Raw genomic sequence first — 16,846 nt, forward strand, 5'->3', positions numbered from 1 at the left:
ATTAAATGACCTCCGGCGCCAGCGAGACGATCTTCATGAACTTCTTGTCACGAAGCTCACGACCGACCGGTCCGAAGATACGGGTGCCGCGGGGCTCCCCGTCGTTCTTCAGGATCACTGCGGCGTTCTCGTCGAACTTGATGTATGAACCGTCAGAGCGGCGCGTTTCCTTCTTGGTGCGGACGATGACCGCCTTGACGACGTCGCCCTTCTTGACGTTGCCACCAGGGATCGCGTCCTTGACGGTTGCGACGATGGTGTCACCCAGGCCGGCGTAACGGCGGCGCGAGCCACCGAGAACGCGGATGGTGAGCAGCTCTTTGGCGCCAGTGTTGTCGGCGACCTTGAGTCGGGATTCCTGCTGAATCACTTGGCCTTCTCCAGAATCTCCACCAGACGCCAGCGCTTGGTGGCGCTCAACGGGCGGGTCTCGTTGATCATGACCAGGTCGCCGATACCGGCGGAGTTCGCCTCATCGTGCGCCTTGACCTTCGAGGTGCGGCGGATGACCTTGCCGTAAAGCGGGTGCTTTACGCGGTCCTCAACCTCAACAACGATGGTCTTGTCCATCTTGTCGCTGACAACGTAGCCACGACGGGCCTTGCGGTAACCGCGGGCTGCGGAGTCGCGCACATCGTGTGCTGCCGACTCGTGTCCTGCGGCCTGCGTCTCCGCAGTCGCTTCCTTCTTGGTGGCCATTACTCAGCCTCTTCCTTTGCTTCGACAGGCTCAGCAGGGTCCACGGCCTTTTCGGCGGCGGAATCCGCCTTCTTCGCCTTCGACTTAGTCGCCTTCTTGGCGGGAGCCTCGACCGGAGCGGGCGTCGCACGGATGCCCAGCTCGCGTTCGCGGATCACGGTGTAAAGACGTGCAATGTCGCGCTTGACGGCGCGAATGCGGCCGTGGCTTTCCAGCTGGCCTGTGGCCGACTGGAAACGGAGGTTGAACAACTCCTCCTTGGCCTTACGCAGCTCCTCAACGAGGCGCTGGTCTTCGAATGTGTCGAGCTCTGCCGGAGCGAGCTCCTTGGTGCCGATCGCCATTACGCGTCGCCCTCCTCGCGCTTGATGATGCGTGCCTTCAACGGCAGCTTGTGAATTGCACGGGTCAGGGCCTCGCGAGCGAGCTCCTCGTCGACACCCGCGACCTCAAAGAGGACGCGGCCCGGCTTGACGTTGGCGACCCACCACTCGGGGGAACCCTTACCGGAACCCATGCGGGTTTCAGCAGGCTTCTTGGTGAGTGGACGGTCGGGGTAGATGTTGATCCACACCTTTCCACCACGCTTGATGTGACGGGTCATCGCGATACGAGCGGACTCGATCTGACGGTTCGTCACGTAAGCGGGCGTAAGCGCCTGGATACCGTATTCACCGAAGGAGACCTTCGTGCCGCCGGTAGCCTGACCCGAGCGACCCGGGTGGTGCTGCTTGCGGAACTTGACCTTACGGGGGATGAGCATTATGCCGACGCTCCTTCTGCAACAGGTGCCTCGTTGCGCGGGGCACGGCGGCGGTCGCCACCACGGTCGTCACGACGAGCCTTGGGCGCATTGGCCTGCTCGCGAGCGAGCTCCTTTGCGGTGAGGTCGCCCTTGTAGATCCAAACCTTGACGCCGATGCGGCCGAACGTGGTCCGAGCCTCGTAGAAGCCGTAGTCGATGTTCGCGCGGAGGGTGTGCAGCGGCACACGACCTTCGCGGTAGAACTCGGAACGGCTCATCTCGGCGCCACCCAGACGACCAGCAACCTGGACACGGATGCCCTTGGCGCCGGCGCGCTGAGCGCCCTGCAGACCCTTACGCATTGCACGACGGAACGCCACACGAGCAGAAAGCTGCTCGGCGATGCCCTGTGCAACGAGCTGAGCGTCAGCCTCGGGGTTCTTGACCTCGAGGATGTTCAGCTGAATCTGCTTACCGGAGAGCTTTTCGAGGTCTCCACGGATGCGCTCTGCTTCCGCACCACGGCGACCGATCACGATGCCGGGACGGGCAGTGTGAATGTCTACGCGGACGCGGTCCTTCGTGCGCTCGATCTCGATGTTCGAGACACCGGCGCGGTCAAGCTGCGTCTTCAGCAGGTTACGGATCTTGATGTCTTCGGCGACGTAGTCGGCGTAGCGCTGACCCGGCTTCGTCGAATCAGAGAACCAACGCGAGACGTGGTCCGTCGTGATACCGAGACGGAAGCCGTACGGGTTTACCTTCTGTCCCATTACTTGCTCGCCTTCTTGTTGCTGTCGCTCGTGACGGCCGGAGCCGCCTCAGGCGTCGAGAGCACGACCGTGATGTGGCTCGTGCGCTTCTTGATCTGGAAAGCGCGACCCTGTGCACGGGGCTGGAAACGCTTCAGCGTTGTTCCCTCGTCGACGTATGCGTTAGCTACGTACAGGTCCTGCTCGTCGAGGAACTCGCCGTCGCGATCAGCCTTCACCTGCGCGTTGGCCATAGCCGACGCAACAAGCTTGTAGATCGGCTCACTGGCGCTCTGCTGCGCGAACTTCAGGATCGCCAGAGCTTCCTGGGCCTGCTTGCCCTTGATGAGCGCAACGACACGACGAGCCTTCTGAGGGGTCACGCGGATGTGTCGCACGCGTGCGATCGATTCGACCATTAGCGGCGCCGCCCCTTCTTGTCGTCCTTCTCGTGGCCGCGGAAGGTGCGGGTGGGCGCGAACTCGCCCAACTTGTGACCGACCATGGTCTCAGACACGAACACAGGGATGTGCTTGCGTCCATCGTGAACCGCGATCGTGTGACCCAGCATGGCCGGGATGATCATGGAACGACGTGACCAGGTCTTGATGACGTTTTTGGTGCCAGCTTCGTTCTGCACGACTACCTTGCGAAGCAGGTGATCGTCGACGAAGGGGCCCTTCTTAAGACTGCGAGGCATCTTCTCTTACTCCTACTTACGCTTCTTGCCGGCGTTACGACGACGCACGATGTACTTGTCGCTTTCCTTGTTGGCGTGACGGGTACGACCCTCAGCCTGACCCCAAGGAGAAACGGGGTGACGGCCACCAGAGGTCTTACCTTCACCACCACCGTGCGGGTGATCGACCGGGTTCATGGCGACACCACGGACTGTCGGGCGGACGCCCTTCCAGCGCATGCGGCCAGCCTTACCCCAGTTGATGTTCGACTGCTCGGCGTTGCCAACCTCGCCGATGGTCGCGCGGCAGCGCGCATCGACGTTGCGGATCTCGCCGGAGGGCAGACGCAGCTGAGCGAAGTTGCCTTCCTTAGCGACCAGACGCACCGAAGCACCAGCCGAACGCGCCATCTTTGCGCCGCCGCCTGGGCGAAGCTCGATTGCGTGGATGACCGTACCCGTAGGGATGTTCTTCAGCGGGAGGTTGTTGCCAGGCTTGATGTCAGCGCCGGAACCCGACTCGACAACGTCGCCCTGCTTCAGCTTCGCCGGAGCGAGGATGTAACGCTTCTCGCCGTCGAAGTAGTGCAGCAGCGCGATGCGTGCGGTGCGGTTGGGGTCGTACTCAATGTGAGCGACCTTGGCGTTGACGCCATCCTTGTCATTACGACGGAAGTCGATGACACGGTACTGGCGCTTGTGGCCACCACCGATGTGACGGGTCGTGATGCGACCCTGGTTGTTGCGACCACCGGTCTTTGAGAGCGGGCGCAGCAGCGACTTCTCCGGCGTCGATCGTGTGATCTCGGCGAAGTCAGCCACCGACGAGCCGCGACGGCCCGGGGTCGTGGGCTTGTACTTGCGAATAGCCATTATTGTCCTTATCCCCCGGATCAGCCGATTGCCGTGAAGATGTCGATGGTGCCCGACTTCAGGGTCACGATGGCGCGCTTGGTGTCCTTGCGCTTTCCGGTGCCGAAGCGGGTGCGGCGAGCCTTGCCGACGCGGTTGAGGGTGTTGACCCCAGCGACCTTGACGCCGAAGATCTTCTCGATAGCGAGCTTGATCTCGGTCTTCGAGGCGCGCGGGTCAACGAGGAAGGTGTACTTGCCTTCGTCAATGAGACCGTAGCTCTTCTCAGACACGACCGGCTTCAGGATGACGTCGCGCGGGTCCTTGTTCAGGGCCGTCTGGAGAACAGATGCCTGCTCGCTCATGCGGAGACCTCCTGGTTGGCAGCCTTGCTCGCGATGCGTGAGTTCATCTTCGTCGAAACGAAGCTCTCGAGAGCGGCCTGGGTGAAGACGATGTCGTCAGAGACGAGAACGTCGTAGGCGTTGAGCTGATCGAACGTCAGCACGTGAAGGTGATCCAAGTTGCGGATGCTCTTCAGCGTCACGTCGTCGCCCCGCTCGATGACAACAAGCACGTTCTTCGACGAGGCGACGGTGGACAGGAAGCTCACCGCGGTCTTGGTCGAAGGCGCACCGTTGATCCCGAAGGACTCGATGACGTGGATACGGTCACCGCGGAAGCGATCGCTCAGCGCGCCCAGCAGGGCGGCCGCAATCATCTTCTTGGGCGTGCGCTGCGAGTAGTCGCGCGGCTTCGGCCCGTGCACGATGCCACCACCGGTCATGTGCGGCGCGCGGATAGAACCCTGACGGGCGTTACCCGTGCCCTTCTGCTTGAAGGGCTTGCGGCCAGCACCGGAGACCTCGCCACGACGCTTGGTCGAGTGCGTGCCCTGGCGAGCCGCCGCAAGCTGTGCGACGACGACCTGGTGGATAAGGGGAATGTTCGTCTTGACGTCGAACAGCGCGGCAGGAAGCTCGATCGAGCCAGCCTTCTTGCCGTCTGCCTTGAGGACGTCGAGCGCGAGAGTCGAGTCAGCCATGATCAGGCACCCTTCACTGCGTTGCGGACGTAAACGATGCGGCCACGTGCACCGGGGACGGCGCCCTTGACGAGCAGCAGACCCTTCTCGATGTCGACGGCGTGCACCGTGAGGTTGAGGACGGTCACGCGCTCGCCACCCATACGGCCGGCCATGCGCATGCCCTTGAAGACGCGGCTCGGGGTCGACGATGCGCCGATCGAGCCGGGCTTGCGGTGGTTGCGGTGTGAACCGTGCGAAGCGGAGACGCCCTTGAAGTTGTGACGCTTCATGACACCGGCGAAGCCCTTACCCTTGCTCGTGCCGACGACGTCGACGAGCTGGCCTGCTTCGAAGGTTCCGTCAACCGTGAGCTCCTGGCCCAGGTTGTAGTCGCCGGCGTCCGCGGTGCGGATCTCGGTGACGTGACGGCGCGGCGTAACGCCTGCTGCCTCGAAGTGTGCCGAGCGGGGCTTGTTCACCTTGCGCGGGTCAATCTGGCCATACGCGATCTGCACGGCGTTGTAGCCGTCCTTCTCGGGCGTGCGGACCTGGGTGACCACGTTCGGTGCCAGCTCAATCACGGTGACGGGAACAAGCTTGCCGCTTTCGTTCCACACCTGAGTCATACCGAGCTTCGTGCCCAGCATGCCCTTGGAAATCTTGGAGTTGATGTCAGCCATGTCGAACCTCAGAGCTTGATCTCGATGTTGACATCGGCCGGCAGGTCAAGGCGCATCAGCGAGTCGACGGCCTTGGGCGTCGGGTCGACAATGTCGATCAGACGCTTGTGGGTGCGCATCTCAAAGTGCTCGCGGCTGTCCTTGTACTTGTGCGGTGACCGGATGACACATACGACGTTTTTCTCGGTCGGAAGTGGCACGGGTCCGACGACAGTCGCACCCGCACGGGTTACGGTGTCGACGATCTTGCGTGCGGACGTGTCGATGACCTCGTGGTCATACGACTTCAGGCGAATGCGGATCTTCTGTCCCGCCATTGTCTGCTCTCTCTCTTTAAGCGTCTTACCGTCCTGGGCCGGGTGGCCCTGGGGCATTGGACGCACGTCGGCGCTGTTCGCGCCTCGGCACGAGAACGACCCTTACGAGCCGATCTGCTGCACCACTGTTTTTCTGTCAGCCGAACGCTATGAAGCGACCGGATGCCGACCCTCTCCCGCGCACGCCAGAGGCACTTGCAATGAAGAGTGTCGGGTTGTTGCTCTGCTACCCGCGGCCTAGAACCCTGCGCCATCCATGTGGTGACGCCGTCTATGCACTGCCCTGGCAGTGATCCGTCGCACGCACAGCGGCAACGAAATATCGAACCTGTCTATTCTGCCACGGCGGATTTCACTTGCGCAAACCCGGGCGTGTCGCGCCCGCGTGTCTGCCGCATCGCTGATGCCAAAACCGCGTCAGAGAGATGAGGATAGCGGGGCGAGGCATCCCCATGCCTCGCCCCGCTTGGGGAGGGCGTTCAGTGCGAGGGGGCACACCGAACGCGAGGAGTTCAGCGTGAAGGGACGCCGAACACCTCGTTCAAGGGCACGGCGACGAAGCCGCCGTGCAGGCAGGATGACGCTCAGGCGCAACGAGTGCACGCGTCGTACGATGATCCCCAAAATCGCATATCCCCAGATTGATCGCGGAAAACCGCGTATTACGGAAGGCCGAACCCCTTCGGCGTTCCCGACCGCAAGATCCCCAGGCGGTCTACATCATGCTACTCGATACGGTGGTGGATCCGCCAGAGCTGTGTTGACGTTCGTCTACAGAAACGCCTATCGAAGGAGAAATTCGAGTGGCATCCCACAACAGGACGCCACTCGAATTCGCGAAACAAGCTACTCGTTGCCGATTTCCTTGTCTGCGGTGTCCCGAATCTCATCAATCTTGTCTGCAGCTCCTGGAGCGAGTCGCTTCGCGAAGTCGGCGACGCCGTCGAGCACCTTGTCGCTGATGTCCTCCGCCTGATCGCTCTTTACTACCTCCGCGATCTTGTCCTTGTTCTGCTCGTACAAGTCCTTGCCCTTGTTGAGAGCATCATCGATACCCATGCGTACCCCTTTCATGTGGGCCAGCCAGCGCCCGCTCGGATGAATCACATTCATTGTGCCCGTCCACAGGAGGAATGGGTAGCGCCACCCCTGCAGCAACAACAACAAAGGGGCCGAGCCCGAAGGCTCGACCCCTTTGCAAGGAAGCAGATGCTTACTTGATGATCTTCGTCACCGTTCCAGCACCAACGGTACGTCCACCCTCACGGATGGCGAAGCCGAGGCCGTCCTCCATCGCGATCGGCTGAATCAGCTCGACCGTGATGTCGGTGGTGTCGCCGGGCATAACCATCTCGGTGCCCTCAGGCAGCGTGATGACGCCGGTGACGTCGGTGGTACGGAAGTAGAACTGCGGGCGGTAGTTCGTGTAGAACGGGTTGTGACGCCCACCCTCATCCTTGGAAAGGATGTACGCAGTACCGGCGAAGTCGGTGTGCGGCGTAACCGAACCCGGCTTGACGATAACCTGACCGCGCTCAACGTCTTCACGCTTCGTGCCACGGAGCAGGAGACCACAGTTCTCGCCGGCCCATGCCTCGTCGAGCTGCTTGTGGAACATCTCGATACCCGTGACCGTGGTCTTGACGGTCGGACGGAGTCCAACGATCTCGACCTCAGAGTTGATGGCCAGCGTGCCACGCTCGGCGCGGCCCGTGACGACGGTTCCACGACCAGTGATCGTGAAGACGTCCTCGACCGGCATGAGGAACGGCTTGTCCTTGTCGCGTACCGGGTCAGGAACGTTCGAGTCGACAGCGTCCATGAGGTCCAGGATCGACTGGACCCACTTCTCGTCGCCCTCGAGCGCCTTCAGAGCGGAAACGCGAACGACAGGAGCGTTCTCGTCGAAGCCCTGCGACTCGAGCAGCTCGGAAACCTCGAGCTCAACGAGCTCCAGGATCTCCTCGTCCTCGACCATGTCGCTCTTGTTCAGCGCAACCAGAAGGTACGGAACGCCAACCTGCTTGGCGAGCAGCACGTGCTCACGCGTCTGAGCCATCGGGCCGTCAGTAGCGGCGACCACGAGGATCGCGCCGTCCATCTGAGCTGCACCGGTGATCATGTTCTTGACGTAGTCGGCGTGGCCGGGTGCGTCAACGTGCGCGTAGTGGCGCTTGGGGGTCTCGTACTCGATGTGCGAGATGTTAATGGTGATTCCACGCTGGCGCTCTTCCGGCGCCGAGTCGATGGAAGCGAAGTCACGCTGCACGTTGGTGTCGGACGGGAACTTGTCAGCAAGCACCTTCGAGATCGCTGCGGAGAGCGTGGTCTTGCCGTGGTCGACGTGACCGATTGTTCCGATGTTGACGTGCGGCTTGGTCCGCTCGAACTTGGCCTTAGCCACTGGGTCCTCCTCAGGACGTCGTTGTAAAGGTGACCGGGCACTGGTTTGCGACCGGTTCTCTACGGGTTAGGTTCTCAGTTTAGTAGAGAGGGAATGTGAAGTTGTAGGGGACCTGGGAACCCGCGGCGCTTTGCGGTGCTAGACGCCGCGGGAACCCAGAAAAATTAGCTACTCGCCCTGGTTCTTCTGGACGATTTCGTCGGCTACCGCGCGGGGAACCTCAGCGTAGCTGTTGAACTCCATCGAGTAGACGGCGCGACCCGAAGTCTTCGAGCGAAGGTCACCGATGTAACCGAACATTTCGGACAGCGGGACGTGCGCCCGGACGACCTTGACGCCAGCAGCGTCTTCCATCGACTGGATCTGGCCGCGACGCGAGTTCAGGTCACCGATGACGTCACCCATGTACTCCTCAGGAGTACGAACCTCAACCGCCATCAGCGGCTCGAGGATCACCGGGTTTGCCCGACGAAGAGCTTCCTTGAAGCCCATCGATCCGGCAATCTTGAACGCCATTTCCGAAGAGTCAACGTCGTGAGCCGCACCATCAACGATGGTCGCCTTCACGCCGACGATCGGGTAGCCGGCGAGCACGCCGACTGCCATACCGTCCTGGAAACCAGCGTCAATCGATCCGATGTACTCACGAGGAATGCGACCACCGGTGACGGCGTTCACGAACTCGTAGGTGTTCTCGGAGTCGAGGTCAAGCGGCTCGATGTTGAACTGGATCTTCGCGAACTGACCCGATCCACCCGTCTGCTTCTTGTGGGTGTAATCGTGCTTCTCGACGGTCTTCTTGATCGTCTCGCGGTACGCGACCTGGGGCTTTCCGACGTTGGCCTCAACGTTGAACTCGCGCTTCATACGATCCACGAGGATGTCGAGGTGCAGCTCGCCCATTCCCTTGATGGTCGTCTGACCAGTCTCGGGGTTGAGTTCGGTGCGGAACGTCGGGTCTTCCTCAGCGAGCTTCTGGATGGCGACACCCAGCTTCTCCTGGTCAGCCTTGGTCTTCGGCTCGATAGCGACCTCGATGACCGGCTCTGGGAAGGTCATCGACTCGAGGACGACCGGCGACGTCGGGTCGGTCAGGGTGTCACCGGTGGTGGTGTCCTTCAGACCGATAACGGCGTAGATGTTTCCGGCAGTAACCGAGGGAACCGGGATCTCCTTGTTGGCGTGCATCTGGAAAATCTTTCCGATGCGCTCCTTCTTGCCCTTGGTCGAGTTGATGACCGCGGAGCCGGAGTCCAGCTGTCCGGAGTACACGCGAACGTAGGTGAGGCGACCGAAGAACGGGTGCACCGCAACCTTGAACGCCAGAGCAGCGAACGGGTCGTTCGCGTCGGGGTGACGCTCGATGATCGTGTCGTAGTCCTTGGGGTCGTGCGCCTCGATCGAGCCCACGTCGAGCGGGTTCGGGAGGTAATCGACGACGGCGTCGAGCATCGGCTGAACGCCACGGTTCTTGAACGCCGAGCCACACAGCACCGGGTAGATCTCGGAAGCGACCGTGAGCTTACGGATAGCGCCCTTGATCTCGGCGACCGTGAGCTCTTCGCCACCGAAGAACTTCTCCAGCAGAGCATCGTCAGTTTCGGCGACAGTCTCAAGGAGCTGCTGACGGTAAGAGTCCGCCTTTTCCTTGAGGTCTTCCGGAATCTCACGAACCTCGTATGAGGCGCCCATGGTGACGTCACCCTTCGAGTCACCGGCCCAAACGAGGGCCCGCATCTCGACGAGGTCGATAACACCGATGAAGTCGTTCTCCGCGCCGATAGGCAGCTGGATCACGAGCGGCTTGGCACCGAGGCGGTTGATGATGGTGTCGACAGTGAAGTAGAAGTCAGCGCCGAGCTTGTCCATCTTGTTGACGAAGCAGATGCGCGGGACGTTGTACTTGTCGGCCTGACGCCAAACGGTCTCAGACTGGGGCTCAACGCCCTCCTTGCCATCGAACACGGCGACGGCACCGTCGAGGACGCGGAGCGAACGCTCCACCTCAACCGTGAAGTCCACGTGGCCAGGCGTGTCAATGATGTTGATCTGGTTCTTGTTCCAGTAGCAGGTCACGGCGGCAGACGTGATCGTAATGCCGCGCTCTTTCTCCTGCTCCATCCAGTCGGTGGTCGAGGCGCCATCGTGCGTCTCGCCGAGCTTGTGGTTGACACCCGTGTAGAACAGGATGCGCTCGGTCGTCGTGGTCTTGCCGGCATCGATGTGCGCCATGATGCCGATATTGCGGACCTTGTTCAGGTCCGTGAGCACGTCTTGTGCCACAGGAGTGTCCTTATCGTTTCGAGTATTCGTACTGCGAAGAGGGGGTGGCAGGCTCAGAAAAGCAGATGCGTTTCTGAGCCTGCCTACGGTTTACCAGCGGTAGTGAGCGAACGCGCGGTTCGACTCGGCCATCTTGTGGGTGTCTTCGCGGCGCTTGACCGCGGCACCAAGGCCGTTCGACGCGTCGAGAATCTCGTTCTGCAGACGCTCAGTCATCGTCTTTTCACGACGACCCTTTGCGTAGCTCACGAGCCAACGCAGAGCGAGCGTGTTGGCGCGGTGAGGCTTGACCTCGACCGGAACCTGGTACGTCGAGCCACCAACACGGCGGCTGCGAACCTCAAGAGTCGGGCGCACGTTGTCGAGCGCCTTCTTGAGCGTGGCGACAGCGTCCTGGCTGTTCTTCGCCTCGACACCGCGGAGGGCACCGTAGACGATCGACTCTGCCAAGGACTTCTTGCCGTCAACAAGAATCTTGTTCACCAGCGAGGTGACAATGGGAGCGCCGTATACCGGGTCGTTGACGACGGGGCGCTTCGGGGCTGGACCTTTACGAGGCATTTAACTCAACCCTTCTTCGCGCCGTACAGGGAACGAGCCTGCTTACGGTTCTTGACTGCCTGGGTGTCCAGGGCGCCGCGGACGATTTTGTAACGCACACCGGGGAGGTCCTTGACACGACCGCCACGAACGAGCACCAAGGAGTGCTCCTGCAGGTTGTGTCCCTCACCGGGGATGTACGCGGTGACCTCAGTGCCGTTGCGAAGCTTGACACGAGCGACCTTACGCATCGCCGAGTTCGGCTTCTTCGGGGTAGTGGTGTAGACGCGGGTGCATACCCCGGCCTGCTGCGGGTTCGACTTGAGTGCTGGCGCCTTGGTCTTGGTGACCTTGGGCGAGCGACCCTTGCGAACCAACTGCTGAATAGTTGGCACGTTCTCTCCTCATAATGCTGCACGGTGACAGCGTGATGGGTTTCACATCATGACCCACCGGCACGCCTGAACAGACGGACTTTTGGTGTGGTGGGTATGCCGTGGGGGCAAACCGGCCATGGAGCCAGCGCCCAGCGCGCACGCCGAGGCGTACACACACCTGACTAACTGTAATGCGGCTTCGCGTAGCGGTCAAATGAGCGCTACCTATTAGATCGGCGGCTAAGGCGCCTCAGGGTCGAAGGGCGAGTCAAGAGAATCAGTGAGTTCTGCGAGCAACGCTTCAATCTGTGGTTCCACATGCTGTGAAATCGCCGCTTGAATATAGATTCGGTGCCGCAACAGCATGCCGCAGATCTCACGCCCGACCATGTTCGCAAACTCGTCTGCGAGCGCGACCTCCTGCCGCAGAGCCGCTTTCGCCTCTTCCGTCAGCGGTGGCAGTGCGGGCAGTGCCGCCGCCGACTCGTCTGCCAGCCCGGCGATCGTGAACAAGAACGGTGCTCCTGGCACGGGCTCAGGATCAAGCGGCAGGCCGTCAAACTCTGGGTCGAGGTCTTCGGCAGGCCGGTAGCTTCGCGCACGATTGCGCGCCGCCTGGTGATCCAGCTCACGCTGCAGCATGGGCAGGTTTCTGGCCGTATAGTCCGCGACCGCGTGATCGACGATTGTCTTCATCCGAGTGGAGAGGCCATGTTGCACGCCATGAGGAGTGTTGGCTCCGATTCCGGCAGCAGAGAGAATCGGAGATCCGAGGCAGCGACGGCAAGGCGCGACACGACCGCGATGAGTGGCCGGCTCCCAGCGCGGCACCCAACGCAACCAAGCCTCCACAGCCTGGTCGACCTGCGTCTCTAGCGAACGCTCCACCGTTCAAGGGTACGGCGCGGCGTCAATCTCTGCCGCGATTTCGCTCGCATCGGCGGGGCGATTTGCACGGATCGAGCGGCGCCGTGAGGCGTCACGTGCGCGGCACGCTACTCGTCGTCGTTCTCCCACGGCCAACGCGGCGCGCTCGCACGTGTGCGACGAAGTGCAATCCCACCCCACCCCGCAATCGCAGCAGCAAGCACCAAAACCGCACTCGCACCGCCGCGCACGAGATCCCCCGCTACCGCTGTGGCAAGAACGACGCCGCCTGTAGTGAACAAAACGGTGCACCACACCGCTACGAGGTGGGCAAGCCCCGCAAACAAACCGATCGACACACTCGCCACATATGAAGGATGTGGCTTGCGCACCTTCGCCCAGAGCAGGAGAGCAAACACTGTTGCGGCCATGAGCATGCCAATGATTCCCGGCGCCTGGCCGAGACCCGGCACCGCGATGATGTCGGCATCGGTCGCCACGCTCACGGCACCCAGTCCGAAGATCGCGAGCGCGAAGAAACTGATGGTCGCGAGCACTACCGCAAGGACAGCCGAAACCCCCGCGGACTCAGGCCCGCGGGGGTTTGGCGTTGTGGAGTTCGTAATTACCTCGACAGCGTAGGGCCGGCTTCGAGCGTGCGCTCGTATTCGCGCTGAGCTTCGGCGTTCAGCTCGATCTTGCGAGCACCGCTTCGAGCAACCCACGCACCGAACCAGATGGTCAGCTCACGTGCGAAGACGAAGGCGGCGATCGCCAGCGGAGCGAGAAGCTGCTCACCGACCAGGTCGAGCCCCTGCGATGCGGTGAGCTTCCAGAACGGCGCCTCGAAGAGCTGACCGAGGATATGCCCCGCATAGGCGATGACACCGACGACGATGCCGAAGACGACCCAAAGGCCCCAGCGTCCGCGGTTGATGACCGCGCCCAGCAGCCAGAAACCAAGGAAGAAGACAACGACCGGCGTCCAGTAGCCCCACGTGGTCAACGGAGCGAGTGCTGCCTCTCCGATGTTCTCGCCGCTCACATCACCGGCGATGGCAGCAAGCCCGAGGGCCGCTCCCAGGTAGAGCACGGCGAATACCAGCGTGGCGAGCAAACCGACGGCGCCGGCCATGCCGCGGTTTCCGCGATCACGCGGCGGCTCAGGAGCCTGCACGAAGATGGGCTGAGGCTGGGCGGCGGCCGACGCTACCAATGGCTCGGCCGGCACAACACGCGTCTCCGCGTTGTCACCGGAGGCGCTCGCGGGCGACGCGCTATTGCTGTACGCGGTATCGCTGTATGCGGTGTCGCTGTATGCGGTGTCGCTGTGCGCGGCGTAGTCGATGCTCTCTTCGCTCACTGGTGCAGCTGCTGCCAGTACGTCATCGCGCGGCTCGTCTGCCCAGACTCGAGGCTCCTCGACCGGTGCAGAGTCAGCGGCGGGAGGCGGCGGCGCAAAAGTGCCTGGATGGTCGCGCTCTGCTGCCTCGAAGGCTGCGAGGTCAGCATCGGCCTTCGCGTCGGCAGCCGCGTCTCGCGTCTCACCTTCTGGCGTCTCAGCTGCGCCGGGAACTTCCGCACTTGCGGCGGCGGCGGCGTCAAGGCCGGCGTTCGCGCTGCCGACGACGTCGTCAACGTCAGCCGGCTTCTCGGGCTGGGGAACGTCGGGGTCACTCATGGGGTGCGCCTCTCATCGGATGTGTGCATCTTGAGGGTACCGCCGCGCAATCGACCGCTGTCGCAGGCATGCCGACGTGTCGCCATACGCAGGAGCGGCCGTCTCTGCGGGATATCAAGGAAGTGCGTTGCGCAATACCTCACCCGCAAGCTCGGCAAGCACCGGCAACAGCGGAAGGGCCAGCCACACGAGCACACCGACAACGACGGCGCACACGATGCCCACAAACCAGCTCATCGCGAGATTGCGCCCAGCCACACGTGCCATGCCTCAACGCTACGGCCGAACAACACAGACGTCGGGAGCAACGCCGCATCGCGCTCCGTGCTGTCGTATCTCGTGGATGTGCTCGCGATTATGGCAGCAACAACCGGCGCTACGACGACGGCACCACTCAGCCCTTCGTCGCTCCGGCGGTCAAGCCTCCGACGATGTATTTCTGCAAGAAGAGGAACAGGATCATCACAGGGATCGCTGCCATCACCGCCCCCGCAGAAAACGCTGACCAGTCCGCGTAACGAGGGTTGGCAACAAGCTTGGTGAGTCCGACGACGAGCGTCTGCTGTTCTACGTCGACCAACATCACACTCGCGACGACATATTCGTTCACTGTGCCGATGAAAGAAAGGAGCCCCACCACGGCAAGGATGGGCGACACGAGCCGCAGAATGATTGTGAAGAAAATGCGTGCATGACCCGCACCATCGATGCGAGCTGCCTCATCGATCTCTTTCGGGATGGTGTTGAAGAACCCGTACATCAGGTAGGTGTTCACACCGAGAGCACCCCCGAGATACACCATGATCAATCCAGTGTGGGTGTTGAGCCCGATCGCGGGGAACCAGTCCCCCAGCGTCGACATCAGCAGGAAGATAGCCACCACTGCCAGCAGTTGCGGAAACATCTGCACAACCACGATGGTGACGAGCCCGACACGGCGTCCTGCGAACCGCATACGCGAGAAGGCATACGCAGCGCACGCGCCGATGAACACGGTCGCAGCTCCTGTGACAACGGCGATCAGGAGCGTATTGAAGAACCAGGTGCCGTAGGGGTTCTGCGGGTCGCTGAGGATTCGAACATAGCTGTCGATCCCGATCGCCGAGAAGAGCTGGTTTGATCCAGTCAGCGTCCCCTGCGGGTTCAAGGATGCAGAGAAGACGTACAGCAGGGGGAAGAGGGCGAACGCGCTCGCGAGCACCGCCACGAGGTGTCGCCACCCCGTGTCGGCAAACCAGGTGCCGAAGCTCCGTCGGCGCAACACGCGAATCTGCTCTTCGGTGGCAGGAATAGCCGTACTCATCTCAGTTCAGCTCCTCGAGGGCTTTGGTCTTGCGGAAGCTGATGATCGAGATTGCCGCGACCACGATGAAGATCAAAATAGTGAACGCAGATGCGAGACCGTAGTCGCGGGTTTGTCCCGTAAAGGCCACCTTGTAAACCATCGAGATCAAGATGTCGGTGTGCCCGACAGGGATTGAGGCGTCGGTAAACCTCGGCCCACCCTTGGTCAACATGTAGATCAGATTGAAATTGTTGAAGTTGAAGGCGAACGATGAGATGAGCAGGGGCGCAACCGTCACAAGCAACAACGGAAGCTTGATCCGACGGAAGACCTGCCACGGATTGGCACCGTCCATAACAGCTGCCTCGTTCACATCCTCCGGAATACCCTGCAAGGCCCCCATGCACACCAGGAACATGTAGGGGAAACCGAGCCAGAGATTCACCAACAGCACGGAGAACTTCGCGAGATTTGGATCCGTCAGCCAGGGAATAGAAGCTCCGCCGAAGATCACCTGGTTGATGAAACCGAAGCTCTCATTCATCATGCCTGCCCACACCAACGCCGAGAGGAACATCGGGAACGCGTACGGAAGGATCAGGATGATCCGATACCCATTGCGGAACCGCATCCGCGTGTTGTTGAAGACCAACGCCAGCAGGAGACCGAGGAAGAATGTCGTCGCCACCGAGATGAAGGCGAAGGCGAAGGTCCACAGAGTGACCGAGATGAGCGGCCCGCGAATGGATGAGTCGGTGACCGCACGAACGAAGTTGTCGAAGCCGACAGTGGTTTGCCACCCTGGGAGCAGCTGCTCCCCATCGTCGGCAGTGAACGCCCCCTCCCCCGTATCGGCGTAGACGGTTCCCGTTCGGGTATCAGTGATGGTGTCTGCCGACTCGTCGTACGCCAGCGTCGAGACGTACAGGTAGCCCTTCTGCCCATCCGGCGCGCGCAGGCTGCCTTCATTGGGATCGTCACTAAAAGGGACGGAGAGATCTGCGAGTTCCTCGGAAAGCGTGAACACAGTCGCCAATGGCAGCGTGGTCCACCCATCGACCGCGACGGCTTGCCCGTTATCGAACTCAGCATCGACCTCTTGCAGAGGCTGTTCGGCAGTACCCAGCAGAGCATCCCCGGAATCAGGGTCAGTTGCGAGCAGGCCATAGGTGCCGAATTGCTCGACCACCGTCACGGGGTAGCTCGGGGAGTCTTCGACCCGTTCCTGTGCAGAGGCCAGGAGTGAGGAGATCGCTTGATCCTTGGTCCCATTGTGGCCGGTGCCGTAGTTGGTGAACCCGATATAGCCCGTGTAGAGCAGCGTAAACACCTGGAAGATGATGAGGAAGATGATTCCGGGGGTGAGGTACTTCGCTGCGATGCGTTTGCGGGAGAAATAGATGTAGTTGACGAGGACGGCGACTGCCACGACAATGCCGAGAACCAACCACTCCCGGTTCGCGGCAAGCACGAAGACGGCGTAGAGCGCGACCGCGTCGACAATGGCGAGCAGCAAGATCTTCAGCAGGATCCAGCCAAGGGGGCCCGACGCTGCCTCTGCGATCTTTGTGGCCTGGCGTTGGCGTTTTGTCGGCGGAGCGGTGCGCTCGACTGTTTCTGTCATGTCGTCCTCGTCATGATCTTGGCTGGGTGGGCCG

Annotated in this window: 23 protein-coding genes; all 23 read right to left on the bottom strand. The window is 61.6% G+C overall.

Translation table 11 applies throughout. The features are described 5' to 3' along the window. Position 1 precedes the first annotated feature (1 nt). On the bottom strand, positions 2-370 hold the full coding sequence (gene rplN, locus AB0O87_RS00125) for a 50S ribosomal protein L14 (protein WP_363510363.1): 369 nt from the start codon (positions 368-370) through the stop codon (positions 2-4). Further along, positions 367-699 carry a 30S ribosomal protein S17 gene (gene rpsQ / locus AB0O87_RS00130; RefSeq protein WP_363510367.1) on the bottom strand — a complete coding sequence of 111 codons (333 nt, stop codon included), beginning with the start codon at positions 697-699 and terminating at the stop codon, positions 367-369. The genes rplN and rpsQ overlap by 4 nt, the downstream gene beginning before the upstream one ends. Beyond that, positions 699-1,043, bottom strand: a complete 345-nt coding sequence (gene rpmC, locus AB0O87_RS00135; protein ID WP_363510370.1) for a 50S ribosomal protein L29 — start codon at positions 1,041-1,043, stop codon at positions 699-701. The genes rpsQ and rpmC overlap by 1 nt, the downstream gene beginning before the upstream one ends. After that, positions 1,043-1,462: a 50S ribosomal protein L16 gene (gene rplP / locus AB0O87_RS00140; protein WP_017829203.1), complete on the bottom strand. Its 420-nt coding sequence runs from the start codon at positions 1,460-1,462 to the stop codon at positions 1,043-1,045. Before rplP ends, rpmC begins: the two co-directional genes overlap by 1 nt. Continuing rightward, a complete protein-coding gene (gene rpsC / locus AB0O87_RS00145; protein ID WP_363510373.1) occupies positions 1,462-2,217 on the bottom strand; it encodes a 30S ribosomal protein S3 in 756 nt (251 codons plus the stop codon). The genes rplP and rpsC overlap by 1 nt, the downstream gene beginning before the upstream one ends. Continuing rightward, on the bottom strand, positions 2,217-2,615 hold the full coding sequence (gene rplV / locus AB0O87_RS00150; RefSeq protein ID WP_363510376.1) for a 50S ribosomal protein L22: 399 nt from the start codon (positions 2,613-2,615) through the stop codon (positions 2,217-2,219). Before rplV ends, rpsC begins: the two co-directional genes overlap by 1 nt. After that, positions 2,615-2,896 (bottom strand): 30S ribosomal protein S19, encoded by a 282-nt coding sequence (rpsS, locus tag AB0O87_RS00155; protein ID WP_017829205.1) that lies wholly within the window; start codon positions 2,894-2,896, stop codon positions 2,615-2,617. Before rpsS ends, rplV begins: the two co-directional genes overlap by 1 nt. A 12-nt stretch (positions 2,897-2,908) precedes the next feature. Further along, positions 2,909-3,748 (bottom strand): 50S ribosomal protein L2, encoded by an 840-nt coding sequence (rplB, locus tag AB0O87_RS00160; RefSeq protein WP_363510379.1) that lies wholly within the window; start codon positions 3,746-3,748, stop codon positions 2,909-2,911. Positions 3,749-3,768: 20 nt separating this feature from the next. Continuing rightward, the gene (gene rplW, locus AB0O87_RS00165) at positions 3,769-4,092 is read right to left on the bottom strand and encodes a 50S ribosomal protein L23 (protein WP_053097484.1); all 324 of its coding nucleotides are present in this window, start codon (positions 4,090-4,092) and stop codon (positions 3,769-3,771) included. After that, complete coding sequence (gene rplD / locus AB0O87_RS00170) at positions 4,089-4,772, bottom strand: 50S ribosomal protein L4 (RefSeq protein WP_363510382.1); 684 nt, start codon at positions 4,770-4,772, stop codon at positions 4,089-4,091. The genes rplW and rplD overlap by 4 nt, the downstream gene beginning before the upstream one ends. A 2-nt stretch (positions 4,773-4,774) precedes the next feature. After that, on the bottom strand, positions 4,775-5,434 hold the full coding sequence (gene rplC, locus AB0O87_RS00175) for a 50S ribosomal protein L3 (RefSeq protein ID WP_363510385.1): 660 nt from the start codon (positions 5,432-5,434) through the stop codon (positions 4,775-4,777). Positions 5,435-5,442: 8 nt separating this feature from the next. Further along, complete coding sequence (rpsJ, locus tag AB0O87_RS00180) at positions 5,443-5,751, bottom strand: 30S ribosomal protein S10 (protein ID WP_017201594.1); 309 nt, start codon at positions 5,749-5,751, stop codon at positions 5,443-5,445. 846 nt (positions 5,752-6,597) lie between these two features. Beyond that, a complete protein-coding gene (locus AB0O87_RS00185; protein WP_363510388.1) occupies positions 6,598-6,810 on the bottom strand; it encodes a hypothetical protein in 213 nt (70 codons plus the stop codon). 154 nt (positions 6,811-6,964) lie between these two features. After that, a complete protein-coding gene (gene tuf / locus AB0O87_RS00190; RefSeq protein WP_363510390.1) occupies positions 6,965-8,155 on the bottom strand; it encodes an elongation factor Tu in 1,191 nt (396 codons plus the stop codon). Positions 8,156-8,323: 168 nt separating this feature from the next. Further along, the gene (fusA, locus tag AB0O87_RS00195) at positions 8,324-10,438 is read right to left on the bottom strand and encodes an elongation factor G (protein ID WP_363510393.1); all 2,115 of its coding nucleotides are present in this window, start codon (positions 10,436-10,438) and stop codon (positions 8,324-8,326) included. Between the two features lie 90 nt (positions 10,439-10,528). Next, positions 10,529-10,999: a 30S ribosomal protein S7 gene (rpsG, locus tag AB0O87_RS00200; RefSeq protein ID WP_033106048.1), complete on the bottom strand. Its 471-nt coding sequence runs from the start codon at positions 10,997-10,999 to the stop codon at positions 10,529-10,531. A gap of 5 nt (positions 11,000-11,004) precedes the next feature. Beyond that, positions 11,005-11,373, bottom strand: coding sequence for a 30S ribosomal protein S12 (gene rpsL, locus AB0O87_RS00205; protein WP_042538704.1), 369 nt, complete (start codon positions 11,371-11,373; stop codon positions 11,005-11,007). A 222-nt stretch (positions 11,374-11,595) separates the two neighbouring features. Then, positions 11,596-12,243, bottom strand: a complete 648-nt coding sequence (locus AB0O87_RS00210) for a spermidine/putrescine ABC transporter substrate-binding protein (RefSeq protein ID WP_363510397.1) — start codon at positions 12,241-12,243, stop codon at positions 11,596-11,598. A 107-nt stretch (positions 12,244-12,350) separates the two neighbouring features. Further along, positions 12,351-12,779 carry a hypothetical protein gene (locus AB0O87_RS00215; protein ID WP_363510400.1) on the bottom strand — a complete coding sequence of 143 codons (429 nt, stop codon included), beginning with the start codon at positions 12,777-12,779 and terminating at the stop codon, positions 12,351-12,353. Positions 12,780-12,847: 68 nt separating this feature from the next. Continuing rightward, positions 12,848-13,903 (bottom strand): ABC transporter, encoded by a 1,056-nt coding sequence (locus AB0O87_RS00220; protein ID WP_363510403.1) that lies wholly within the window; start codon positions 13,901-13,903, stop codon positions 12,848-12,850. 114 nt (positions 13,904-14,017) lie between these two features. Further along, entirely contained in the window at positions 14,018-14,170 is a 153-nt protein-coding gene (locus tag AB0O87_RS00225) for a hypothetical protein (RefSeq protein ID WP_363510406.1), read from the bottom strand. A gap of 127 nt (positions 14,171-14,297) precedes the next feature. After that, complete coding sequence (locus tag AB0O87_RS00230; protein WP_363510409.1) at positions 14,298-15,206, bottom strand: sugar ABC transporter permease; 909 nt, start codon at positions 15,204-15,206, stop codon at positions 14,298-14,300. Position 15,207: 1 nt separating this feature from the next. Beyond that, the gene (locus AB0O87_RS00235; RefSeq protein ID WP_363510412.1) at positions 15,208-16,812 is read right to left on the bottom strand and encodes an ABC transporter permease subunit; all 1,605 of its coding nucleotides are present in this window, start codon (positions 16,810-16,812) and stop codon (positions 15,208-15,210) included. Between the last annotated feature and the right edge of the window lie 34 nt (positions 16,813-16,846).

The organism is Microbacterium sp. NPDC076768 (assembly GCF_040687205.1).
GTDB lineage: Bacteria > Actinomycetota > Actinomycetes > Actinomycetales > Microbacteriaceae > Microbacterium.

Excerpts from the sequence above, each read along its gene's own strand:
- rpsQ (WP_363510367.1), bottom strand. The coding sequence starts at position 699 with ATGGCCACCAAGAAGGAAGCGACTGCGGAGACGCAGGCCGCAGGACAC.
- rpmC (WP_363510370.1), bottom strand. The coding sequence starts at position 1,043 with ATGGCGATCGGCACCAAGGAGCTCGCTCCGGCAGAGCTCGACACATTC.
- rplP (WP_017829203.1), bottom strand. The coding sequence starts at position 1,462 with ATGCTCATCCCCCGTAAGGTCAAGTTCCGCAAGCAGCACCACCCGGGT.
- rpsC (WP_363510373.1), bottom strand. The coding sequence starts at position 2,217 with ATGGGACAGAAGGTAAACCCGTACGGCTTCCGTCTCGGTATCACGACG.
- rplV (WP_363510376.1), bottom strand. The coding sequence starts at position 2,615 with ATGGTCGAATCGATCGCACGCGTGCGACACATCCGCGTGACCCCTCAG.
- rpsS (WP_017829205.1), bottom strand. The coding sequence starts at position 2,896 with ATGCCTCGCAGTCTTAAGAAGGGCCCCTTCGTCGACGATCACCTGCTT.
- rplB (WP_363510379.1), bottom strand. The coding sequence starts at position 3,748 with ATGGCTATTCGCAAGTACAAGCCCACGACCCCGGGCCGTCGCGGCTCG.
- rplW (WP_053097484.1), bottom strand. The coding sequence starts at position 4,092 with ATGAGCGAGCAGGCATCTGTTCTCCAGACGGCCCTGAACAAGGACCCG.
- rplD (WP_363510382.1), bottom strand. The coding sequence starts at position 4,772 with ATGGCTGACTCGACTCTCGCGCTCGACGTCCTCAAGGCAGACGGCAAG.
- rplC (WP_363510385.1), bottom strand. The coding sequence starts at position 5,434 with ATGGCTGACATCAACTCCAAGATTTCCAAGGGCATGCTGGGCACGAAG.
- rpsJ (WP_017201594.1), bottom strand. The coding sequence starts at position 5,751 with ATGGCGGGACAGAAGATCCGCATTCGCCTGAAGTCGTATGACCACGAG.
- AB0O87_RS00185 (WP_363510388.1), bottom strand. The coding sequence starts at position 6,810 with ATGGGTATCGATGATGCTCTCAACAAGGGCAAGGACTTGTACGAGCAG.
- rpsG (WP_033106048.1), bottom strand. The coding sequence starts at position 10,999 with ATGCCTCGTAAAGGTCCAGCCCCGAAGCGCCCCGTCGTCAACGACCCG.
- AB0O87_RS00220 (WP_363510403.1), bottom strand. The coding sequence starts at position 13,903 with ATGAGTGACCCCGACGTTCCCCAGCCCGAGAAGCCGGCTGACGTTGAC.
- AB0O87_RS00225 (WP_363510406.1), bottom strand. The coding sequence starts at position 14,170 with ATGGCACGTGTGGCTGGGCGCAATCTCGCGATGAGCTGGTTTGTGGGC.
- AB0O87_RS00230 (WP_363510409.1), bottom strand. The coding sequence starts at position 15,206 with ATGAGTACGGCTATTCCTGCCACCGAAGAGCAGATTCGCGTGTTGCGC.
- AB0O87_RS00235 (WP_363510412.1), bottom strand. The coding sequence starts at position 16,812 with ATGACAGAAACAGTCGAGCGCACCGCTCCGCCGACAAAACGCCAACGC.